Genomic DNA, 15,573 nt, shown 5'->3' on the forward strand with positions numbered 1-15,573 from the left:
CGCCGGCTGCCTGCGACGAATACTTTCATCGCGTGCTAACATATGAAGGACGCCAGTGGCTCAGCGAAAAAGAGATCGATTGAGATGATACGGTGTGGCGAGTTGGAACATATGATCGGCATCCTACGTCAGCGATCGAGCGAGATGGGCAATAGCCCTCTCTGAGGCCGGCGGAACTGTAATCCGTCGGCGAAAAGCAAGGATACGCCTTGCGTGGAGCTCGCGATACCGAGAACTGACGGTCAGAGCCGGGCTTCGGTGAAATGAACGAGTTGCGCCCCGATCCGATAGAGCGCCTCCCGCGTGGCGCGGAAGCGCGGCTCCTCCACCGGCGCGATCGGAAGCGGAAGATCTTTGTCCGCAAGCTGCCCTAGCACATGGGACGCGAGCACGCCTCCGAACACAGTGCCCGGCGCAATTCCGCGGCCGTTGTATCCATTGAACCCAATTACGTTGCGGTCCAACTTGTGAAAGCGGGGTAGGTTGTCCGAGGTCATACCGATCGTCCCGAACCAACCGGCCTCGAATTCGATGTCGGAGAGCTGAGGAAACAGCTTGCCAAGCGAACGGATGGCCCACGCCCTGTGCACTGCTGCACTGCTCCGCTCAAGAGCACCGACGCTGCCATAAACGAGCCGACCTGCACCGTCGAATCGAAATGAACTGAGCACCTGTTTCGTATCCCAGGCTCCCTGGCGTTCGGGCAGGATCGATGCCCTCAAATGATCCGGGAGAGGTCGGGTCGCAAAGTTGAAGTAAGGCAGTTGGATCTGCTCCTGCCGGACCTGCGACCAGGGTCCTCGCGCGTAGGCATCGGTGGCAACAATCACCCAATCTGCACGCACAGATCCGGCTGTCGTATTGACCTTCCAGCGCGAGCCGCCGTCGTTGGCGTTGAGAGCAGCACTGTGAGTGAATATTTTCGCGCCCGCAGCAAGCGCCGCACGAGCCAAACCACGAACATAGGCTAGCGGCTGAATTGTCCCAGCGCGCCTATCCAGCAGCGCACCGGCGTAGTTGCCACCGCCAATGCTCCGACGCGTCTCCTCGGCACCGAGAATCTCGACCGGCGCACCACGTCGCTGCCATTGTTCAGCACGAGCCTTGATGTCCTCCAATCCCCTGCGTCCGACTGCACAGTGCAGCGTGCCCGTGGGCTCCTGCTCGCAATCAATGTCATGTTGCGCAATAAGATCGAACACCTTCCGCGGCCCATGGCCGAGCAGATCGATCAGGCGCTCCCCAAGGGTTCGTCCCAGCGTCGCTGCGAGAGTGTCCGGCATGACCCACATACCGGCATTCACGAGACCGACATTGCGTCCGGAGCCGCCGAAACCGAGTTCAGACGCCTCGAGGACAGCGACGCGTGCTCCTCCTTCCGCAAGGTGGAGAGCGGACGAAAGTCCGGTATATCCGCCACCGATGACGAGGACATCGACGTCCATCTCGCCAGCCAGACGAGCGGTCTGAGGTTCATGCGGAGCCGTCAGTTCCCAGAGCCCGTGCGATCTCGGATCCCCTTGCATCAGGCAAACTCCCTCGGCTGCAATTGTCCGTCGCGTCAGCAACGCGCCGACAAGCCGTCCCGAGCTCCGCGGCCGTAGCGTAGGAACTCCGGGAGTATCGCGCAAGCCTGCGAACAATTCGTGGGGAGGTCAAAATTGAATGCCGATTGACAAGCCTTCGCATAAAGCTCGCAAAGCGGATTGGCATGAGAAGGCAAAAGTGCTCATGGCACGAAACACCGGGATGGCTTCTTCACTGTATCCGGCTCGAGCACGCTGTTAACCGGAATCAGGCGAAGAAAGCCTGATCCTGGTTGTCAGCTCCCGATCCAGGCAGCCGGGCTAGCGATGTCCTGCCGGAACGCGCTGTGACGACCTCATTCATGGGTAGCAGCTCCGCACCCCGCTGCAGAGCCTGACGCGTCCGCGCCGAGCATCACCATTCGGCGCTGCGCGACCTCGATAAGCGATAGGAAGAGCAGGTTGGGGGGCGCACCTAACGCTTGGCTGAATCATCCGCACTCGCCGAGACCGAGGGCAAAAGCTTCCGCCCTATACCGACCAGCAACTCACTTTCGTGGACCAGCCGGAGGGGGCGCTGACGGCCTTGACGCAGTAATCAACTTGATCGCTTGCTGCTGGACCATTCGCGCCGAGATCGAACTGAACACGGAAAAAACCTCCGGCGCCTGTGCGCGACCGGAGGTTTGCCGATAAGAATCGCCTGCGTTAGTGGCGCTTGCCGGCGGTCGGCGTGCCGCCGACTGAAGAATCGTCAGCTGCCCCCTTGTTCGGAGCGATTCCGGTAGTGCCGGCTGCGCCCTTTGTGCTCTTGACCGACTTCATACCTGCCTTTCGGTCCGCAGCGCCGAGCTGAGTGGTCGAATCCTCGTCATCATCGCTCATACCCCCCTGTATGCTCTTGCCTTGCATGCCGCCGCGACTCTTGGAATCGGTCGAAAGGTCTTGCGCAAGCACTTGGCCTCCAAGCAAAGCCGAAAGGACACATGCGACTACAGAGGTCTTCACCAACTTCATCATCTCTCCTGGACTTATTCGCGATTGAACGATTCCATCACTCTACGCCATTCGCTTTCACCGGATCGTTCAACGCGTCAATACTGCGAACAGCGCCGTCGCAAGGAACGTGATTCTTGTGGTCATCGTTTAGAGATTTTGAGGCGATTTCGCGGAGTTGCTTTACAGTGCGTTGCGGCTAGGGGACGCGCCCGACGACTAGGCGCGTCCCAAGTCGGCGATGCCGTCTTGCATCTGCGCAAGCAATTCAACTGCCGGACCGCGATGCAGGCTTAATATCGCCTGACCTAGCCTGGATATCGCCTGACCTAGCCGTCGCACCACAGTCGGACCCGCATGCAATCTCTGGCCAGTCAGTTGGCAAGGAGTTCATTGGTAAATAATGACGCCGCGGGTCTTGGATGATCGACCGCTTGTTCGGTCGCGAGCAATTCGATCGTCTGTTCGATGAGCTTCGCGTCGATCCAGCCGATGGGCTTCCCCTCCTCGGGCACCATCGCGTCAATCGTTGCCCTGACTTGTGCTTCGATCACATCAACTGGCGGGCCGACTTGCCACACCTTGGCGACGGCATTCGCAGCGGCCCTCGGATCCCTTCGTGTGGCGTCGATGCCCTCGCCAACAGCAGCGAGATAGCGCTTGAGGACATCCGGATTCCTGGCAATAGCGGCATCGCTCGTGACTGCGGCCAGCCCCGGAACGACGAGCCCATATTGCGCGAGATCGAGAATCGGAAACTTGATTCCGGTCCGCTGCTCAAGAACGGGCAGGTCACTGGTGCGATAGATGCTCACAGCATCCACCTGGTTCTGCAGGAAGTGGGCGATGCGCGATTGCGCATCCATCTGAACCATCTTGATCCTGGTGCAGTCGATCTTGTTCACCGCGCAGAACGTTCCGAGATAGGATGTCCCCGTCTCGCCGACGGCATGCGCCACGATCTTGCCCTCGAGATCCTGCGGCTTGAGGATGGCCTTGTCCGGATGCGAGATCATGACGACGGGCGTCTTTGGATGACAGAGCGCGATGATCTTGATCGGCATGCGCTTCTGGATCGCGGACGCAGCGAAGATTCCAGGCATGATGACAATATCTTCCTGGCCCTGAACGACGGCTACCAAGGCGGCCTGCGCACCTGCGCCTTCCCCCATGCGTACGGCGAGGTCTCTGGCAGCATAAAAACGCCTGTCTTGCGCCAGATAGAGGTGTCCATACTCGCCCTTGAGTTTCCAGCTGAAGCGCACCCGCAGTTCGTCGGCCGCCGAGGCAGAGAATGAGCAGGCGAGACCAGCGAGCAGTGTCAACAGTGCCATCGCGGTGCTGCTCGGCGTCGTCTTGCGGTATCTTGCAGTCATAAACTTCACTTCTTTCCACCATCACTCACTGGGCCCTCCACTTTAAACCAAGCTGAGCGTCACACCATCCATGCGCACACCTGCTTGCGCATCAGATGATCGACGATGTCGCAAGCAGGCAATGCTTGCGGGCCGGCGTCGTTTGTCGTGGCCAACGCTGGCCGAATTGATTCGCGGGTGACGGCGCGGGTGATTTGAATACAGCTCAGCATCTTCAGCGATGAGCCGGCTGATGTCATGTCGGCTCACTCAGGAGCTTTGATGGCGCTTCGTGTTCGATCGCCGCGCCATCTTGCTGTGCGAACCAGACCAGGTGCTCAGAATTTCACTGAGACGCCTGCGCTTGCCGACTTTTCAGTGCAGCTGTTGGTGCTGACGCCTGTTGCCGCAATGGTGCAAGTGCCGGGCGTGGCGTTACTGTCGAGACCAAACTTGTTCTTCCAGTATCGATAGGCAACCCATACGTCGACGAAGTGACTGTATTTGGGGCCCATGAAGGCCTTACTGGCATCGAACGTCAGGCGAATCGGTTCGCTGTTCACTTCGATCTTGCTGGCGGTGCTGAAACGTCCGACGCCGGACAGCGCAGGGAGGGTATTGATGTCGCCCTTCTGTCCGGTGACGGAAACGCGGCCACTGATCGCGAAATACCGCATGCTTTCAGGGAGGAAGCCGAGATCCATGTAGTAATTGGTCTCGATCTTCCAGGTGGGCGGAAACACCCTGTTGCCGTCCGCAAGACAGGTCACCCCAGGAGTGCCAGGATTGAAGAGACCGCACTGAAGAAACGATTTGTGGCTTGCAATGTTGTAGACGACCAGCGGCGCCACGTTGAAATAGCCTTTGTACGGAAGATCAAAGGCGAATTGCAGACCAGCGACGACGTTGTTTGTCGCGGGTGCGTAATAATTGTTTGCCGTACCGAGATCGGCGCCGACCTCGAACGAGATATTTCGCAGCGGTCCTATTTTGAACGCCTTCGTGTCGAATATCTCATTCCAGCCGAACGTGCTGCGCTCTAAGCCGTAGAATTCCGTCGTGCCGGCGCAGGCTCCTGTTTGGCCAAAAGGCAGGGTACCGGTAGGCTGGCAGGGCGAGGCAGGATCGTTGTGAGTCGATTTCAACATATCGATGTTGAAGAAGTTTGTGCCGTAAGCCCACACATCGAAATGGGTGAACGAATACACCTGTTTTGCGGTCGTGCCGTTGACGGCCCCATTTGGCTGGAAGCTATAGGCACCGGGGTCCGTGGCCGTAAATTGGTACGAGAAGGTCAGCCTGTTATCGTTCACGAGAAAAAATGGAACATCCGCGATCGGCTTTGCCTTGACCGGTGCCGGACTCGGTTCGTCGGCAGCTCTCACGATGGATGAGCAAGCGATCAAACTGACCGCAAGTGCGATTGGAGTCAAAAGTCTGGAAGCATGCATGTTTAGTCCCCCTCTTCAAAAGCGAGCTGCCCGTCAGGCATGCTCAGGCCGATAGACGAAATGCGACGCGGCCTTGGAGACGGCAGCGACCATCTCAATGCCGATCGATTCCAACCCCGCACAAGGCGGGCTCACGCCCACCCGATTTCGGACACAGGTCATCTCCCGCAGAAAATCATCCTGCGGCACTCATGCCTGGCTCTCTCGAAAACTGACGCCCCTAACCCTACCCTCAGTGGGCGACGAGCACGCCTTTAGCCTCGAAAATATCGCGGATCTGACGCACGTAGCCAAAATAGGCCTTGTCCTCGTGGACCTTGCTCCACTGCCGTGGACGCGGCATGTCGATCGTGAGGTCGAGGTCGATCCGACCCGGCCGCGGCGACATCACAAGCACGCGGTCAGCGAGGAAAACGGCTTCATCGATGCCATGGGTGATGAACAGAACGGTGTTTCGCACCCTCAGCCACATGGACTGCAAGTCCATGATCATCTGCTCGCGAGTCAGCGCGTCGAGCGCGCCGAAGGGCTCGTCCATCAACAGCAGACCCGGTTCCTGGATCAGCGCGCGGCAGATCGCCACGCGCTGCCGCATGCCGCCCGAAAGCTCCGATGGATATTTGTTGCCGAAGCCCTCGAGCCCGACCTGGGCGAGAAGGTCCTCGGCGTGCAGCCGGTATTTGGCCAGATCGAGCTTCTTGATCTCGATCGGCAGCAGGATGTTGTCGAGCACGGTCCGCCAGTAGAGCAGGAGATCCGACTGGAACACGACGCCGATCTTGGGGTGCGGCTTGCTGATCGCCTGTCCGTCGATGGCGATCTTGCCAGTCGAGGCGGGGGTCAGGCCAGCGAGCAGCGATAGCAAGGTGCTCTTGCCGCATCCGCTCGGCCCCACCACTGCAACGAAACTACCCGGCTCGAACCGAAGGTCTATCTTTTCAAGCGCGATGACGTCGGTATCCTCGCGAGTTTCATAGATCTTCGAAAGCCGGGAAATCTCTATCGCTGCACCGGTAGATTGGATAGGAGTGTTCATTGCGCTGCCTCGCTGGAGCTATGCCTCGTCCATACCTGTTGCACGCGGTTCATTTGGCGGCATCGCGCTTATGGGAAACGCGCGTCTCGATGATATCGATGACGAAGTAGAGCATCACACCGAGTGCCGAGATCGTCACCACGGTCGCAAAGTTGAGCGTGGTGTCGAATTGTGAATTCGCCTGGAGCTGAAGATATCCGAGCCCTCGCTCAGCCGCGACGTATTCGCCGATAACCGCGCCGATGACCGCGAGAGAAATCGCGACCTTGAAGCCAGCGAATATATTGGGCAGCGCTGCCGGCAGGCGCAGCTTGAAGAAGGTCTGCCATTCGTTCGCGCCCATGGATCGGACGAGATTGACGAGATTCTTGTCGAGCGACTGCAGGCCGACGACGGTCGAGATCACGATCGGAAAGAACGAGATCATGAAGGCAAGCACGATCTTCGGTGCCCATCCGTATCCGAGATACAGCACTAGGATCGGCGCCAGCGACACTTTGGGGACGGTCTGCAGGCCGACGAGGATCGGATAAATGGCTCGTTCGAAGGCCCTGGAATAGAAGATCGACAGAGCCAGAGGAATCCCGATCAGCGCTCCGAGAGTGAAGCCGAAGATCACTTCGAGCAGTGTCACATAGGTATGGGCCGAGAGCAGCGGCAAGTCGTGGACGATGCGCTTCGCGATGGCGAGCGGCGTCGGCAGGACAAACTCTGAAAGCCCTGACAACGGCACGAGAATTTGCCAAGCACCGATCAGCACGGCAGCGACGAGGAGCGCCGAATAGCGATCCTGCCAGCTGACGCGGGCCCGCTTCTTGCCGCTCATCCGCTTATCCTGCTTCCGCTGCGCCTTACCGGCGCTGACAATATCCGTACTCGCCACCGTAGCCTCACCGCGTTAGAAGATTACAGTTGTCTTGGAGCAGAACCATCCATCGGCGCCTTCGACGGCCTGGCGACATCAACGAACACTTCGCCGACAAGTGCACTCTCGAGGGACAATCGACCTTCCCGAACGAGCCAATCGAGGAGAGGTCGCCAGGATCTGACAACCGCCCGATGCTGTCGTCGAAAAGGCCCGGCGCATCGCCCCCTCAGCGTCGACATTGCTGCTGCGAGATTCACCCGAAACATCCCGTTCACTCCCTGTCGAGCTGGAGCTGGATTGCACCACCCGGGCATCACGGTTCGTGTGGCCCTTGCCTGCGGTCCGACGGCGCTCCATTCCCAAATCGATCTTTATTTGATCTCATGATGTGATCACAGTTTGATGTTGTCAAGCACGTAATGCGGGCGGCGTGCGATCGTTTTTCGTGCATTGGATCCATTTCGGCGGCGCAACGATGGCACTCGCGCGGTGCGACGGATTGCCCGCGCATCTTCGACGAGCGGCTCGATCTCGCGGGTGATGGACAAGAATTGCGATCGATGTCGTATCGGCGCGTCTGCGCTTTCGACCGTCAGTGCCTGCAGGCGAAGATACTTGGCAGGGAATTTTCGATCGCGGTGCGCGTCAAGTTGCGGGCGATGAACACAAGCCAGCCGCGCGGCGAACCTTCCGGCCATCGTGGCAGGTATTCTGGCGGATAGACGACGTGTTGCACGCCGTGGACGACAACCGGTCGCTCGTCGCCTTCGAGCGGCAACAAACCCTTTACACGGAGAATGGATTGACCGCGTGCGGCCAGCAACAGTTCAAGCCAGCCGACAAAGGCCGGCCATTCGACTTCTCGCGTCACCTCGACCGTGAAGGTCTCGATGCCGTGGCTATGCATTCCCCGCGCAGCCCTGTCGTGCACGCCGAGAGAGCGGGGCTTCCAATCCTCGCCATGGGCCAGAACGTCGGCCGCCGAGGGCATCGCATGCTTGCTCGAAGTCAGCGTGCGCACTGAAGGATTGACCTTGGCGACATCGAGCTCCAGCGTGTCCAATTGCCAACGCTCGACGAGATCCGACTTGGTGATGACAACGCAATCCGCTAGCGCCACCTGCTGGGCCGCTTCCGCGAAGTTTCGAATGCTGTTGAGGCCACTGACGCCGTCTACGGTCGTAATGATGCTGCCGGCGCGGTAGCCATGCAGCAATTCGGGAGCGCTCATCACTGCCTGGATGATGGGCGCTGGATCGGCGAGGCCGGTGGTTTCGACCACGACCTGGCGGAAAGGCGTCACTGCGCCGCAGCGGGCCATCGCCAGAAGCTCGGCCAAGGTTGACACGAGATCGTCGCGCACAGCGCAGCACAAACATCCGGACGACAGCAGGACCACGTCTTCCGTGACCTCCCGCACCAGCAGGTGGTCGAGTCCTATTTCGCCGAATTCATTGATGATCACCGCAGTCTCGGCGAGACCCGGCTCCCCGAGCAGGTGTCGAAGAAACGTCGTCTTGCCGCTCCCGAGAAAGCCGGTCAGCACATGAACCGGAATCCGCGCGTCGAGGGAGGGAGCGGCAGGCTGCATGGTTCAGTTGACCTCGAATATCGCGTCGACCTCGACCGGAACGTTGCGGGGCAAGGAACTGCAGCCGACCGCCGCGCGCGCGTGGCGCCCGGCCTCGCCAAACACCTCCACCATCAGGTCAGACGCTCCATTGATGACCTTGGGATGATCCTTGAAGTCCGGCTCAGCATTGACAAAGCCGCCCAGCCGAACGACCCCAACCACCCTGTCGAGATTGCCGTCCAGTGCCTGCTTGAGCTGAGCGAGGATATTGATTGCACAGAGACGCGCAGCTTTTTGACCTTGCTCCACGGAGAATTCCGAGCCGAGCTTACCCGTGTACTTGTCCTTGCCGCCCTCGCTGGGGACCTGGCCGGAGATGTAGATCTGGCTGCCTAGTCTTCGCGCGGGAACGTAGTTGGCGCTTGGAGACGCCGTTGCGGGCAGGCTGATTCCCAGTTGGGCCAGTTTTTGATCGATCTTTGCTTCCATGGCGCGATACTCCGGATCTCTGTTCTCAATCGTCGAATTGCAGTTCCATTCCTTGTGCGAAGGGCAGCTCGGCCCCCTGCGAGTCGGCGATGCTGAGCAAGGCTCGGCAAGTCGTCCGGATGTCCTGGATCGTCCCGCGTTTGACCGCGGTTGGATTGCCCTCCTTCAGCCCCGCCAGAATGTCCTCGTGGTGAGACGCACTCCAGGGCTTCGAGGGGATCAGCAGCGACATGTACATGGTCGGTCCGAACTGCAACCAAAGCGACTCGATCAAGAGCGTGAGCGTCTCGGATTCGCTCGCCTGGTAGAGTGTGAAATGAAATTTTTGGTTGAAGGAAAGGCAGTTCAGGATGTCGCGCTTGGCGATCGCCTGAAGCAATTGCTTGTTGATGGACGTCAGTCCGTTCAACAACGCAGGCGAAGCCTTCTTGGCGGCGAGCTCGGCGGCCGTACCTTCGAGCAGTTCACGCACCGAAAAGATATCGCTCAGCTTCTCGGCGCTCAGCCTCGGCACGCGCACCGAGCCCCCCTTGGTCTCTTCCAAGGCATTCGCGGCGACGAGCTGGCTCAGCACTTCGCGAACCGGCATGGGGCTGGTTCCGAGCCCTGCCGCCAGCTTGCGCAAGCTCATGACCTGGCCGGGCACAAAGGCTCCGACCATAAGTCCTCTCCGCATATAGCCCAGCACACGCTCGTAGATGTGGCCCCGCTGCCGCTTGACTTCTTCGTTGCCGCTTCCGGCAATTTCCGCTTTCTCGGTCCGCATCTCCCGACTCTCTTTCTCTTAGGACGTCGCTGGGCGCCATCCGATATGCCTGAGGACATCGAGACCATCCCTGAAGAGTTGGACGGCGTGAGTCCTGTGATCTCATATCGTGATCAGTAGTAGATTTGAGAGCGGGCGGCAACCGCAGCGTGGAGCAGTGATGCCGCTAATCGGCACGCCAAGGTTGGCTCGGCCTGCCGATTTGGCACAGGGAACGTGGCCCGGATCAGCTGCGTGAGCATGCACGCCGGGCCCCAGATTAAGCGCTTGCTCCGACCTGATAGAGCTCGACCTTGGTTCCGTCGGGATCGGCGATGTAGATCGTCAAGCCATACGGCCCGTCGTGCAGATCATTGTAGTAGTGAACGCCGGCCTTTTTCAACTTGGCATCGAGCGCGCGCACATCATTGACCTCGAAGGCGATGTGGTCGAGCTGGCGATGGTCTGCAGCCTTGCCGTTGATGAGGGCGATGCCTTGGTGGAAAGCAACGAAGGGCCGCCCGTCAGCCAGCGGCTTGGCCGGCCTGATCGTGAATCCCAGTTGACGGGTATAGAAGTCGACCGACCTGTCGATGTCATTGACCATGATCAACTGGTGACCGTAGTTGGTAACCCTCGGCTTCGCCTGCTCGGCGATCCAGTCGAGAACGTCCGACGACGACGCTATCTCGCAGAAGTACTGCTTCCAGACCTGCTTGGCGGTTGCCTCCCAATCCGCATTGACGCCTGATACGCAATCCTCGACGGCAACCACATCGAGATCCCGGAGATAGGCTTCGCGGATGCTCGTCTCGACGCAAGCGTTGGTGGTTGCTCCGGTGATGAAGAGATGCTGCGTCCCCAGCATCTTCAGCATCATCTCGAGCCTGGTCTCGTAGAACGCACCGAAGCGGTGCTTGCGGATCACGAAGGAAGGATTGAACTCGGCCAGCGGCTTGAGCTCGTCGATGATCTCCTCGTCCCAGCTGCCGGCGAGCGCAGATACCTGCTTGCGCCGGGCGGTGTGGCCGAGCAGCTTCTTCTTGGCGCGATTCCTGTCGATGGCAAAATGCTCTTGCATTGTCCAAATGACGGGAATGTCGACGTCCTGGCACCGCTTGATCAGCCTTGCCAGCGGCGAGACGATCGAGGACAGGCGCTTTGTATCCACTCCGGAAATGCCCAGCGTTCCCTTCTCGTGGATGAAGGCGTTCTGGAGATCGATGACCAGCAGGGCCGACTTGCGATAATCGAGGGCTTCCAGGCTCATTTCTTGTCCTCCACCATGTCGATGCCGAGCACGCCAGCGCGGCCCCAGCTGTCTTTTGGCGTTTCATGAATCACCACATGTAGATGATCCGGCTTGCAGGCGGCCTCCTCAACCATTGCATTGGTGATAGCCTTTACGAGTCGGCGCTTCTGCTCGACTGTACGGCCCTCCCACATTTCGACGACGACGAACGGCATCAGAAATCTCCTCCTCTTTGGATGGGTAGAGCGCCGGATGCCCAGGTGGGCACAGCGGCCGCGAAGCCCGTAACCAGATCGTTCCTTGCCCGATCGACACCGCTGAGCAGCCACAGCGCGCGGTTGGCATAGTTGATCAAGACCTGCTCCTCCATGCACGCGCGATGGGCGGGATGCTGCGGGTCTCGATCGAAATGACTGGTGCTCGGCATCAGCCGGATGACATAAATCGGTTCCGACGGATCGAGCATCTCGGGCACATTGGTTCCGATCTCGTTGAGTCCGATCGCCAGCGGTCGCGGGTCGGCCTGGCCAACGGGCAAAAAGACCACCGCCCCCGCCAATGGCGTAACCGGCCAATAACGACCTTCCCGCCCTTCACGCAGAAAGTCGGCATAGCTGCTCATTTCCGCGAATAGCTCGCTGTCCCACAGGATGATGTCCGGCCCCAAGATCTCGCGCGCTGCATCGACGACGCCCTGACTCTCGCAGAGGCCCAGAAAGATCCAGGGATCGGTCAAGCCGATCGCATGTCCCCATGGATTGTGGATTCCGGACAATCTCTCCTGACGGATCGTGGTCTTGCGCGCCACGATGGCGGCGACGGCTTCACGCACCGACATTTGGGCGGGCATCAGCGACTCTCGGCCTGCCAACTCCAGTCGGTGGAGGTCCGTGCCACTCATGACGGCAGGGTCACGCATCGACCGCGACCGAAGTGGTGGTCGGCGACGGAACCGTTTTCATAGACGACGTCACCGCGAGCGACGGTCAGCACCGGCCAGCCCTTGAGCGTCCACCCTTCATAGATGCACGTGCCCTTCCCGGCATGTTTGACCGTGCGCTGCTCATCAAGATCGACCAGCACGAGGTCGGCGTCGAATCCAACGTCGATATGGCCCTTGCGCGGCCAGAGCCCGAAGCGTCGCGCAGGATTGAAAGAGTTGAGCTCGACAAGCCGGGACAGCGACAAACCGCGCTGATGAACGCCGAAATGAAGCATCAGCGACAGCTCCCAGGGAAAGCTCACCACACCTGGGAATTCGGTCCAAAGATCTTCCAGCTTCTTGGGCAGGAATGGCACGTGGTCCGTCCCGAGGCTGTAGACTGAGCCGTTCATGACGCCGTGCCAAAGACCTTCGAGTTCGTTCCGGTCGCGCAACGGCGGCGATATCTTCGCACGCATGTCGAGATCTTCGTCGTAGCACGTGCGGGTGAGGTAGTGAGGACAGGTCTCGACCGTCACGCGCACGCCACGCGCCTGGGCCTCGGCAGCGAGCACTGGACCCATGCCGACGGAGGTGTGGACCAGATGAAGCGAACAGCCGGTCTTCTCGGCAAGGAAGAGCATGCGCCGGATGGTTTCCACCTCGCAGAAGGCCGGACGCGATTCCGTGTATGCGCCGAGATCCTGACGCCCGGTGGCCGCGATCTCCTTTTTGATCCAGGAGGCGATCTGGGTGTTCTCGCAATGAACGTTGATCACCCCGCCGGGAACCTTCGACAAGATGCGCATCGCGGCATAGACCCAGCCGTCCGTCGCCGGCACGATGCCGATCGGATTGTCCGGCTCGTAGCCGAAATAGCATTTGAAGGATTTGACGCCGGTCTTGGCGATGACTTCCGGGATCTCGGCGATATGTTCCTCGCGCTGGATGCCAAAATGAAAGCCGAAGTCGATGACCGAGTTTTCCTCACCGATCGCCTTGCGCTCCGCGTAGAACGGCAGATAGGACTCCTTGAGATTGCGGATATAGAGAAGCGCCGTCGTCACTCCGCCGGAGGCCGCGGCGGCCGTCTCGGTGCGCATATCCTCAGCGAAGGGAAACTTCACGCCCAGATGGCAGTGCGGGTCGATCAAGCCCGGCATCAACACCCGCCCCTCGGCGTCGATGGTGCGCTTGGCTTCCGGGAGGACTTCGTCAGCCCCAGTCAGGACGATCTTGCCGTCCTTCACCGCAACACCGCCGTGGAATTCCCCGTCGTGGCGAATCACTCGCGCGTTCTTGATGACCAGATCCGCTCTCATTGTTCTTGCTCCAGTATTGCCTCGATACGCCGGCTGATGCCGGTCCACTGGCTGCGGCCGACAGTGATCGGTGCACGGGCGCCCATGCCGCGGGCCCAGATAGCCTTCAGCCCAAGTTCGGCGGCAGCGTCCCGGTCGATCGTTCCGGGAGGCGCTGCGACGTCGACCAGCAATGCGTGTTTGGGCAGCAGAGCCAGTTGATCGCGCTCAAGCAATCGCTTTGGAACGCTGCCGATAACGATGTCCATGCGGTTCAGAATCGCAGGCAATTGTTCGAGCGTCAGCGCCTCGGCGCCTATCGCGTGGGCGGCTGCGCGCTGAACCGGGTTGCGCGCAGCAACATGAACATGAGCCCCGAGCCCGACCAGCGTCCTCGTCAGAAGCGAGCCGATGGTGCCTTGGCCAACCAGGCAAACGTTGGACTTGTGGATGGTGATCTCTGTGTTTTCGATGATTACCTTCAATACGCCCTCGACGATCGCCGGCCCGCGCAACAGCATGAGGTCGACGTCCCATTCGTATTCGTGAAGCGCGATGCCGAGCGCCTTGCAATGGGCCTTCAGATTGTCGTCGGCCCAACCGAGGATGATGTTGCCGGGCCGCCTCATGCCGGCCAGCATCTCGCGCGTCGGAACGATCTTTTGCGGACACTTGGGCGCGAACAGCGCGCCCTCCGCGCTGATGCCCGGAATCGGAAACAGCGCTATGTCGGCCCCCTTCAATGCATCAGCCGCGTCCGCAGCATGATAGACGCCTTCGATGCCCCCATCAGGCCAGGGAAAGCCGTAGGCTCGAACGGCAGCTCCAGCCCGCACGGCACAGCGAGCGATCTCCTGTTCGCGCGCATCACCGGCTACGATCGCGACGACTGTATTCTGCCAACTCATGGGGCCCTTACCTTCTCAATGAGCTGATCCCTGGACATGCCGGCGACGCCCATTGCATCTGCAGTCCGCCCGCCGATCCGATAGTCGGTTCCGACCGCGGCCTGCGCAAGGCGAAAGAGCGACGTCGCGACGGGCACGTTGACATCGGCGATCCGCGCAAACTCCAGGAAGGGGAGCAGGCCGTGACCGAAATCCTCTTTGTAGTAGCGATACTCGAGCGAATCCGGTCCCTTGATACGGCGATTGGCCTCGCCGCCCGCGATTGCCGCACGGTAGTCGGTAACGTCAACCACGTCGGCTTCCACCGTGCCGAGCAGCTTCATCTCTTCAATCAAGTTCGGCAATTCATGCCCGAACGCCCGAGCGACCGCCACGCGCTCATCGTCCAATTGCCGCATGACGCGAGCGACCCCGGGCGTCATGGCATCGACGTAGAAGGTAAAGTTGCCGCCGGTCGCCTCGACCCAGGCGGCTCCCAGCACCGCGCCGGGCGGATGCAGGACCATGTTCACGTTGGAGAGGTCGGAGGCGATGACGTCCCGAACGGGCGTGACACCCGGATACAATTTCGCAGCAACCTCCAGCGCCTCCGCTCCTCCCTTGAGAGCGGCAGCCTTCAGTTGCTTGGCCCGGCCGCTGATCGTGACACCGTCCGGACGATATTTGCGCGCGACGTATGTCAGCGTCGAGAACTCAACCACCGGAGGCACGGCCCGCCCGGAGCGCGAATAGGCCTCGGCGAATTCCAGCGCTCCTCCGGTGTGACCGGGGTTAAGAACGACCGGTTTGCTCCACGGCCAGCCGGCCGCGGCAAGTGCACTGGCTATGGCCGAGTGCGAAAAAGTCGGCAGCACGACGACCGCGACGTCGACTCCGAAGATCGCCGACTTGAGATCTGTCGTGATCAGCGTAGGCTTCGCCACTCCTTCGCCGAGCTTACCATCGAATGCAACGCCGCCGAGCTTGATGTGCGGCTCGAGCGTTTCCGCCGAACGCGCCCAGAAATGAACGGAGTGACCCGCGAGAACCAATTCTGCGACCGAGGCCGCGCCCCCCGCTCCTCCTCCAAGTACTGCAACCTTCATTCTGCTCTCCGCAGATCGAAGCGCAAATCGCGCCCGACGAGACCCCTATATTTGATCACAGCTTAT

General features: G+C 60.2%; 17 protein-coding genes. All 17 read right to left on the reverse strand.

Features of this window, described 5'->3' with window-relative positions:
• Positions 1-242 precede the first annotated feature (242 nt).
• Entirely contained in the window at positions 243-1,526 is a 1,284-nt protein-coding gene (locus JJE66_RS30915; protein ID WP_200518370.1) for an FAD-binding oxidoreductase, read from the reverse strand.
• 708 nt (positions 1,527-2,234) lie between these two features.
• Positions 2,235-2,543, reverse strand: coding sequence for a hypothetical protein (locus JJE66_RS30920; RefSeq protein WP_200518371.1), 309 nt, complete (start codon positions 2,541-2,543; stop codon positions 2,235-2,237).
• Positions 2,544-2,896: 353 nt separating this feature from the next.
• Positions 2,897-3,898 (reverse strand): ABC transporter substrate-binding protein, encoded by a 1,002-nt coding sequence (locus JJE66_RS30925; protein WP_200518390.1) that lies wholly within the window; start codon positions 3,896-3,898, stop codon positions 2,897-2,899.
• A gap of 59 nt (positions 3,899-3,957) precedes the next feature.
• A complete protein-coding gene (locus tag JJE66_RS30930) occupies positions 3,958-4,137 on the reverse strand; it encodes a hypothetical protein (protein WP_200518393.1) in 180 nt (59 codons plus the stop codon).
• Positions 4,138-4,215: 78 nt separating this feature from the next.
• Positions 4,216-5,328 carry a hypothetical protein gene (locus JJE66_RS30935; protein ID WP_200518396.1) on the reverse strand — a complete coding sequence of 371 codons (1,113 nt, stop codon included), beginning with the start codon at positions 5,326-5,328 and terminating at the stop codon, positions 4,216-4,218.
• Positions 5,329-5,560: 232 nt separating this feature from the next.
• Entirely contained in the window at positions 5,561-6,364 is an 804-nt protein-coding gene (locus JJE66_RS30940; RefSeq protein WP_200518399.1) for an ABC transporter ATP-binding protein, read from the reverse strand.
• A 49-nt stretch (positions 6,365-6,413) separates the two neighbouring features.
• Positions 6,414-7,190 (reverse strand): ABC transporter permease, encoded by a 777-nt coding sequence (locus JJE66_RS30945; protein WP_200518402.1) that lies wholly within the window; start codon positions 7,188-7,190, stop codon positions 6,414-6,416.
• Positions 7,191-7,624: 434 nt separating this feature from the next.
• On the reverse strand, positions 7,625-7,780 hold the full coding sequence (locus JJE66_RS30950) for a hypothetical protein (protein WP_200518405.1): 156 nt from the start codon (positions 7,778-7,780) through the stop codon (positions 7,625-7,627).
• Positions 7,781-7,824: 44 nt separating this feature from the next.
• Positions 7,825-8,778: a GTP-binding protein gene (locus JJE66_RS30955; RefSeq protein ID WP_311979979.1), complete on the reverse strand. Its 954-nt coding sequence runs from the start codon at positions 8,776-8,778 to the stop codon at positions 7,825-7,827.
• Positions 8,779-8,826: 48 nt separating this feature from the next.
• On the reverse strand, positions 8,827-9,294 hold the full coding sequence (locus JJE66_RS30960; protein ID WP_200518417.1) for a RidA family protein: 468 nt from the start codon (positions 9,292-9,294) through the stop codon (positions 8,827-8,829).
• A 25-nt stretch (positions 9,295-9,319) separates the two neighbouring features.
• Positions 9,320-10,060: a GntR family transcriptional regulator gene (locus JJE66_RS30965; protein WP_200518419.1), complete on the reverse strand. Its 741-nt coding sequence runs from the start codon at positions 10,058-10,060 to the stop codon at positions 9,320-9,322.
• A 259-nt stretch (positions 10,061-10,319) separates the two neighbouring features.
• On the reverse strand, positions 10,320-11,309 hold the full coding sequence (locus JJE66_RS30970; protein ID WP_200518421.1) for an isochorismatase family protein: 990 nt from the start codon (positions 11,307-11,309) through the stop codon (positions 10,320-10,322).
• Positions 11,306-11,506, reverse strand: a complete 201-nt coding sequence (locus JJE66_RS30975) for a 2-hydroxymuconate tautomerase (protein ID WP_200518423.1) — start codon at positions 11,504-11,506, stop codon at positions 11,306-11,308. The genes JJE66_RS30970 and JJE66_RS30975 overlap by 4 nt, the downstream gene beginning before the upstream one ends.
• Entirely contained in the window at positions 11,506-12,141 is a 636-nt protein-coding gene (locus JJE66_RS30980) for a resolvase (RefSeq protein WP_246756601.1), read from the reverse strand. Before JJE66_RS30980 ends, JJE66_RS30975 begins: the two co-directional genes overlap by 1 nt.
• 47 nt (positions 12,142-12,188) lie before the next feature.
• Positions 12,189-13,535, reverse strand: a complete 1,347-nt coding sequence (locus tag JJE66_RS30985) for a dihydroorotase family protein (protein WP_200518431.1) — start codon at positions 13,533-13,535, stop codon at positions 12,189-12,191.
• Positions 13,532-14,422, reverse strand: a complete 891-nt coding sequence (locus tag JJE66_RS30990; protein WP_200518433.1) for a dipicolinate synthase subunit DpsA — start codon at positions 14,420-14,422, stop codon at positions 13,532-13,534. Before JJE66_RS30990 ends, JJE66_RS30985 begins: the two co-directional genes overlap by 4 nt.
• A complete protein-coding gene (locus JJE66_RS30995; RefSeq protein ID WP_200518435.1) occupies positions 14,419-15,507 on the reverse strand; it encodes an NAD/NADP octopine/nopaline dehydrogenase family protein in 1,089 nt (362 codons plus the stop codon). Before JJE66_RS30995 ends, JJE66_RS30990 begins: the two co-directional genes overlap by 4 nt.
• Positions 15,508-15,573 lie beyond the last annotated feature (66 nt).

Origin of the sequence: Bradyrhizobium diazoefficiens (assembly GCF_016612535.1) — a bacterium.
In the GTDB taxonomy this organism is placed as follows: domain Bacteria; phylum Pseudomonadota; class Alphaproteobacteria; order Rhizobiales; family Xanthobacteraceae; genus Bradyrhizobium; species Bradyrhizobium diazoefficiens_C.

Bases quoted from the DNA above. Each gene is read 5' to 3' on its own strand.
- JJE66_RS30935 (WP_200518396.1), bottom strand. From the start codon at position 5,328: ATGCATGCTTCCAGACTTTTGACTCCAATCGCACTTGCGGTCAGTTTG.
- JJE66_RS30980 (WP_246756601.1), bottom strand. From the start codon at position 12,141: ATGCCCGCCCAAATGTCGGTGCGTGAAGCCGTCGCCGCCATCGTGGCG.
- JJE66_RS30975 (WP_200518423.1), bottom strand. From the start codon at position 11,506: ATGCCGTTCGTCGTCGTCGAAATGTGGGAGGGCCGTACAGTCGAGCAG.
- JJE66_RS30995 (WP_200518435.1), bottom strand. From the start codon at position 15,507: ATGAAGGTTGCAGTACTTGGAGGAGGAGCGGGGGGCGCGGCCTCGGTC.
- JJE66_RS30940 (WP_200518399.1), bottom strand. From the start codon at position 6,364: ATGAACACTCCTATCCAATCTACCGGTGCAGCGATAGAGATTTCCCGG.
- JJE66_RS30945 (WP_200518402.1), bottom strand. From the start codon at position 7,190: ATGAGCGGCAAGAAGCGGGCCCGCGTCAGCTGGCAGGATCGCTATTCG.
- JJE66_RS30925 (WP_200518390.1), bottom strand. From the start codon at position 3,898: ATGACTGCAAGATACCGCAAGACGACGCCGAGCAGCACCGCGATGGCA.
- JJE66_RS30990 (WP_200518433.1), bottom strand. From the start codon at position 14,422: ATGAGTTGGCAGAATACAGTCGTCGCGATCGTAGCCGGTGATGCGCGC.
- JJE66_RS30960 (WP_200518417.1), bottom strand. From the start codon at position 9,294: ATGGAAGCAAAGATCGATCAAAAACTGGCCCAACTGGGAATCAGCCTG.
- JJE66_RS30970 (WP_200518421.1), bottom strand. From the start codon at position 11,309: ATGAGCCTGGAAGCCCTCGATTATCGCAAGTCGGCCCTGCTGGTCATC.
- JJE66_RS30965 (WP_200518419.1), bottom strand. From the start codon at position 10,060: ATGCGGACCGAGAAAGCGGAAATTGCCGGAAGCGGCAACGAAGAAGTC.
- JJE66_RS30930 (WP_200518393.1), bottom strand. From the start codon at position 4,137: ATGACATCAGCCGGCTCATCGCTGAAGATGCTGAGCTGTATTCAAATC.
- JJE66_RS30915 (WP_200518370.1), bottom strand. From the start codon at position 1,526: ATGCAAGGGGATCCGAGATCGCACGGGCTCTGGGAACTGACGGCTCCG.
- JJE66_RS30920 (WP_200518371.1), bottom strand. From the start codon at position 2,543: ATGAAGTTGGTGAAGACCTCTGTAGTCGCATGTGTCCTTTCGGCTTTG.
- JJE66_RS30985 (WP_200518431.1), bottom strand. From the start codon at position 13,535: ATGAGAGCGGATCTGGTCATCAAGAACGCGCGAGTGATTCGCCACGAC.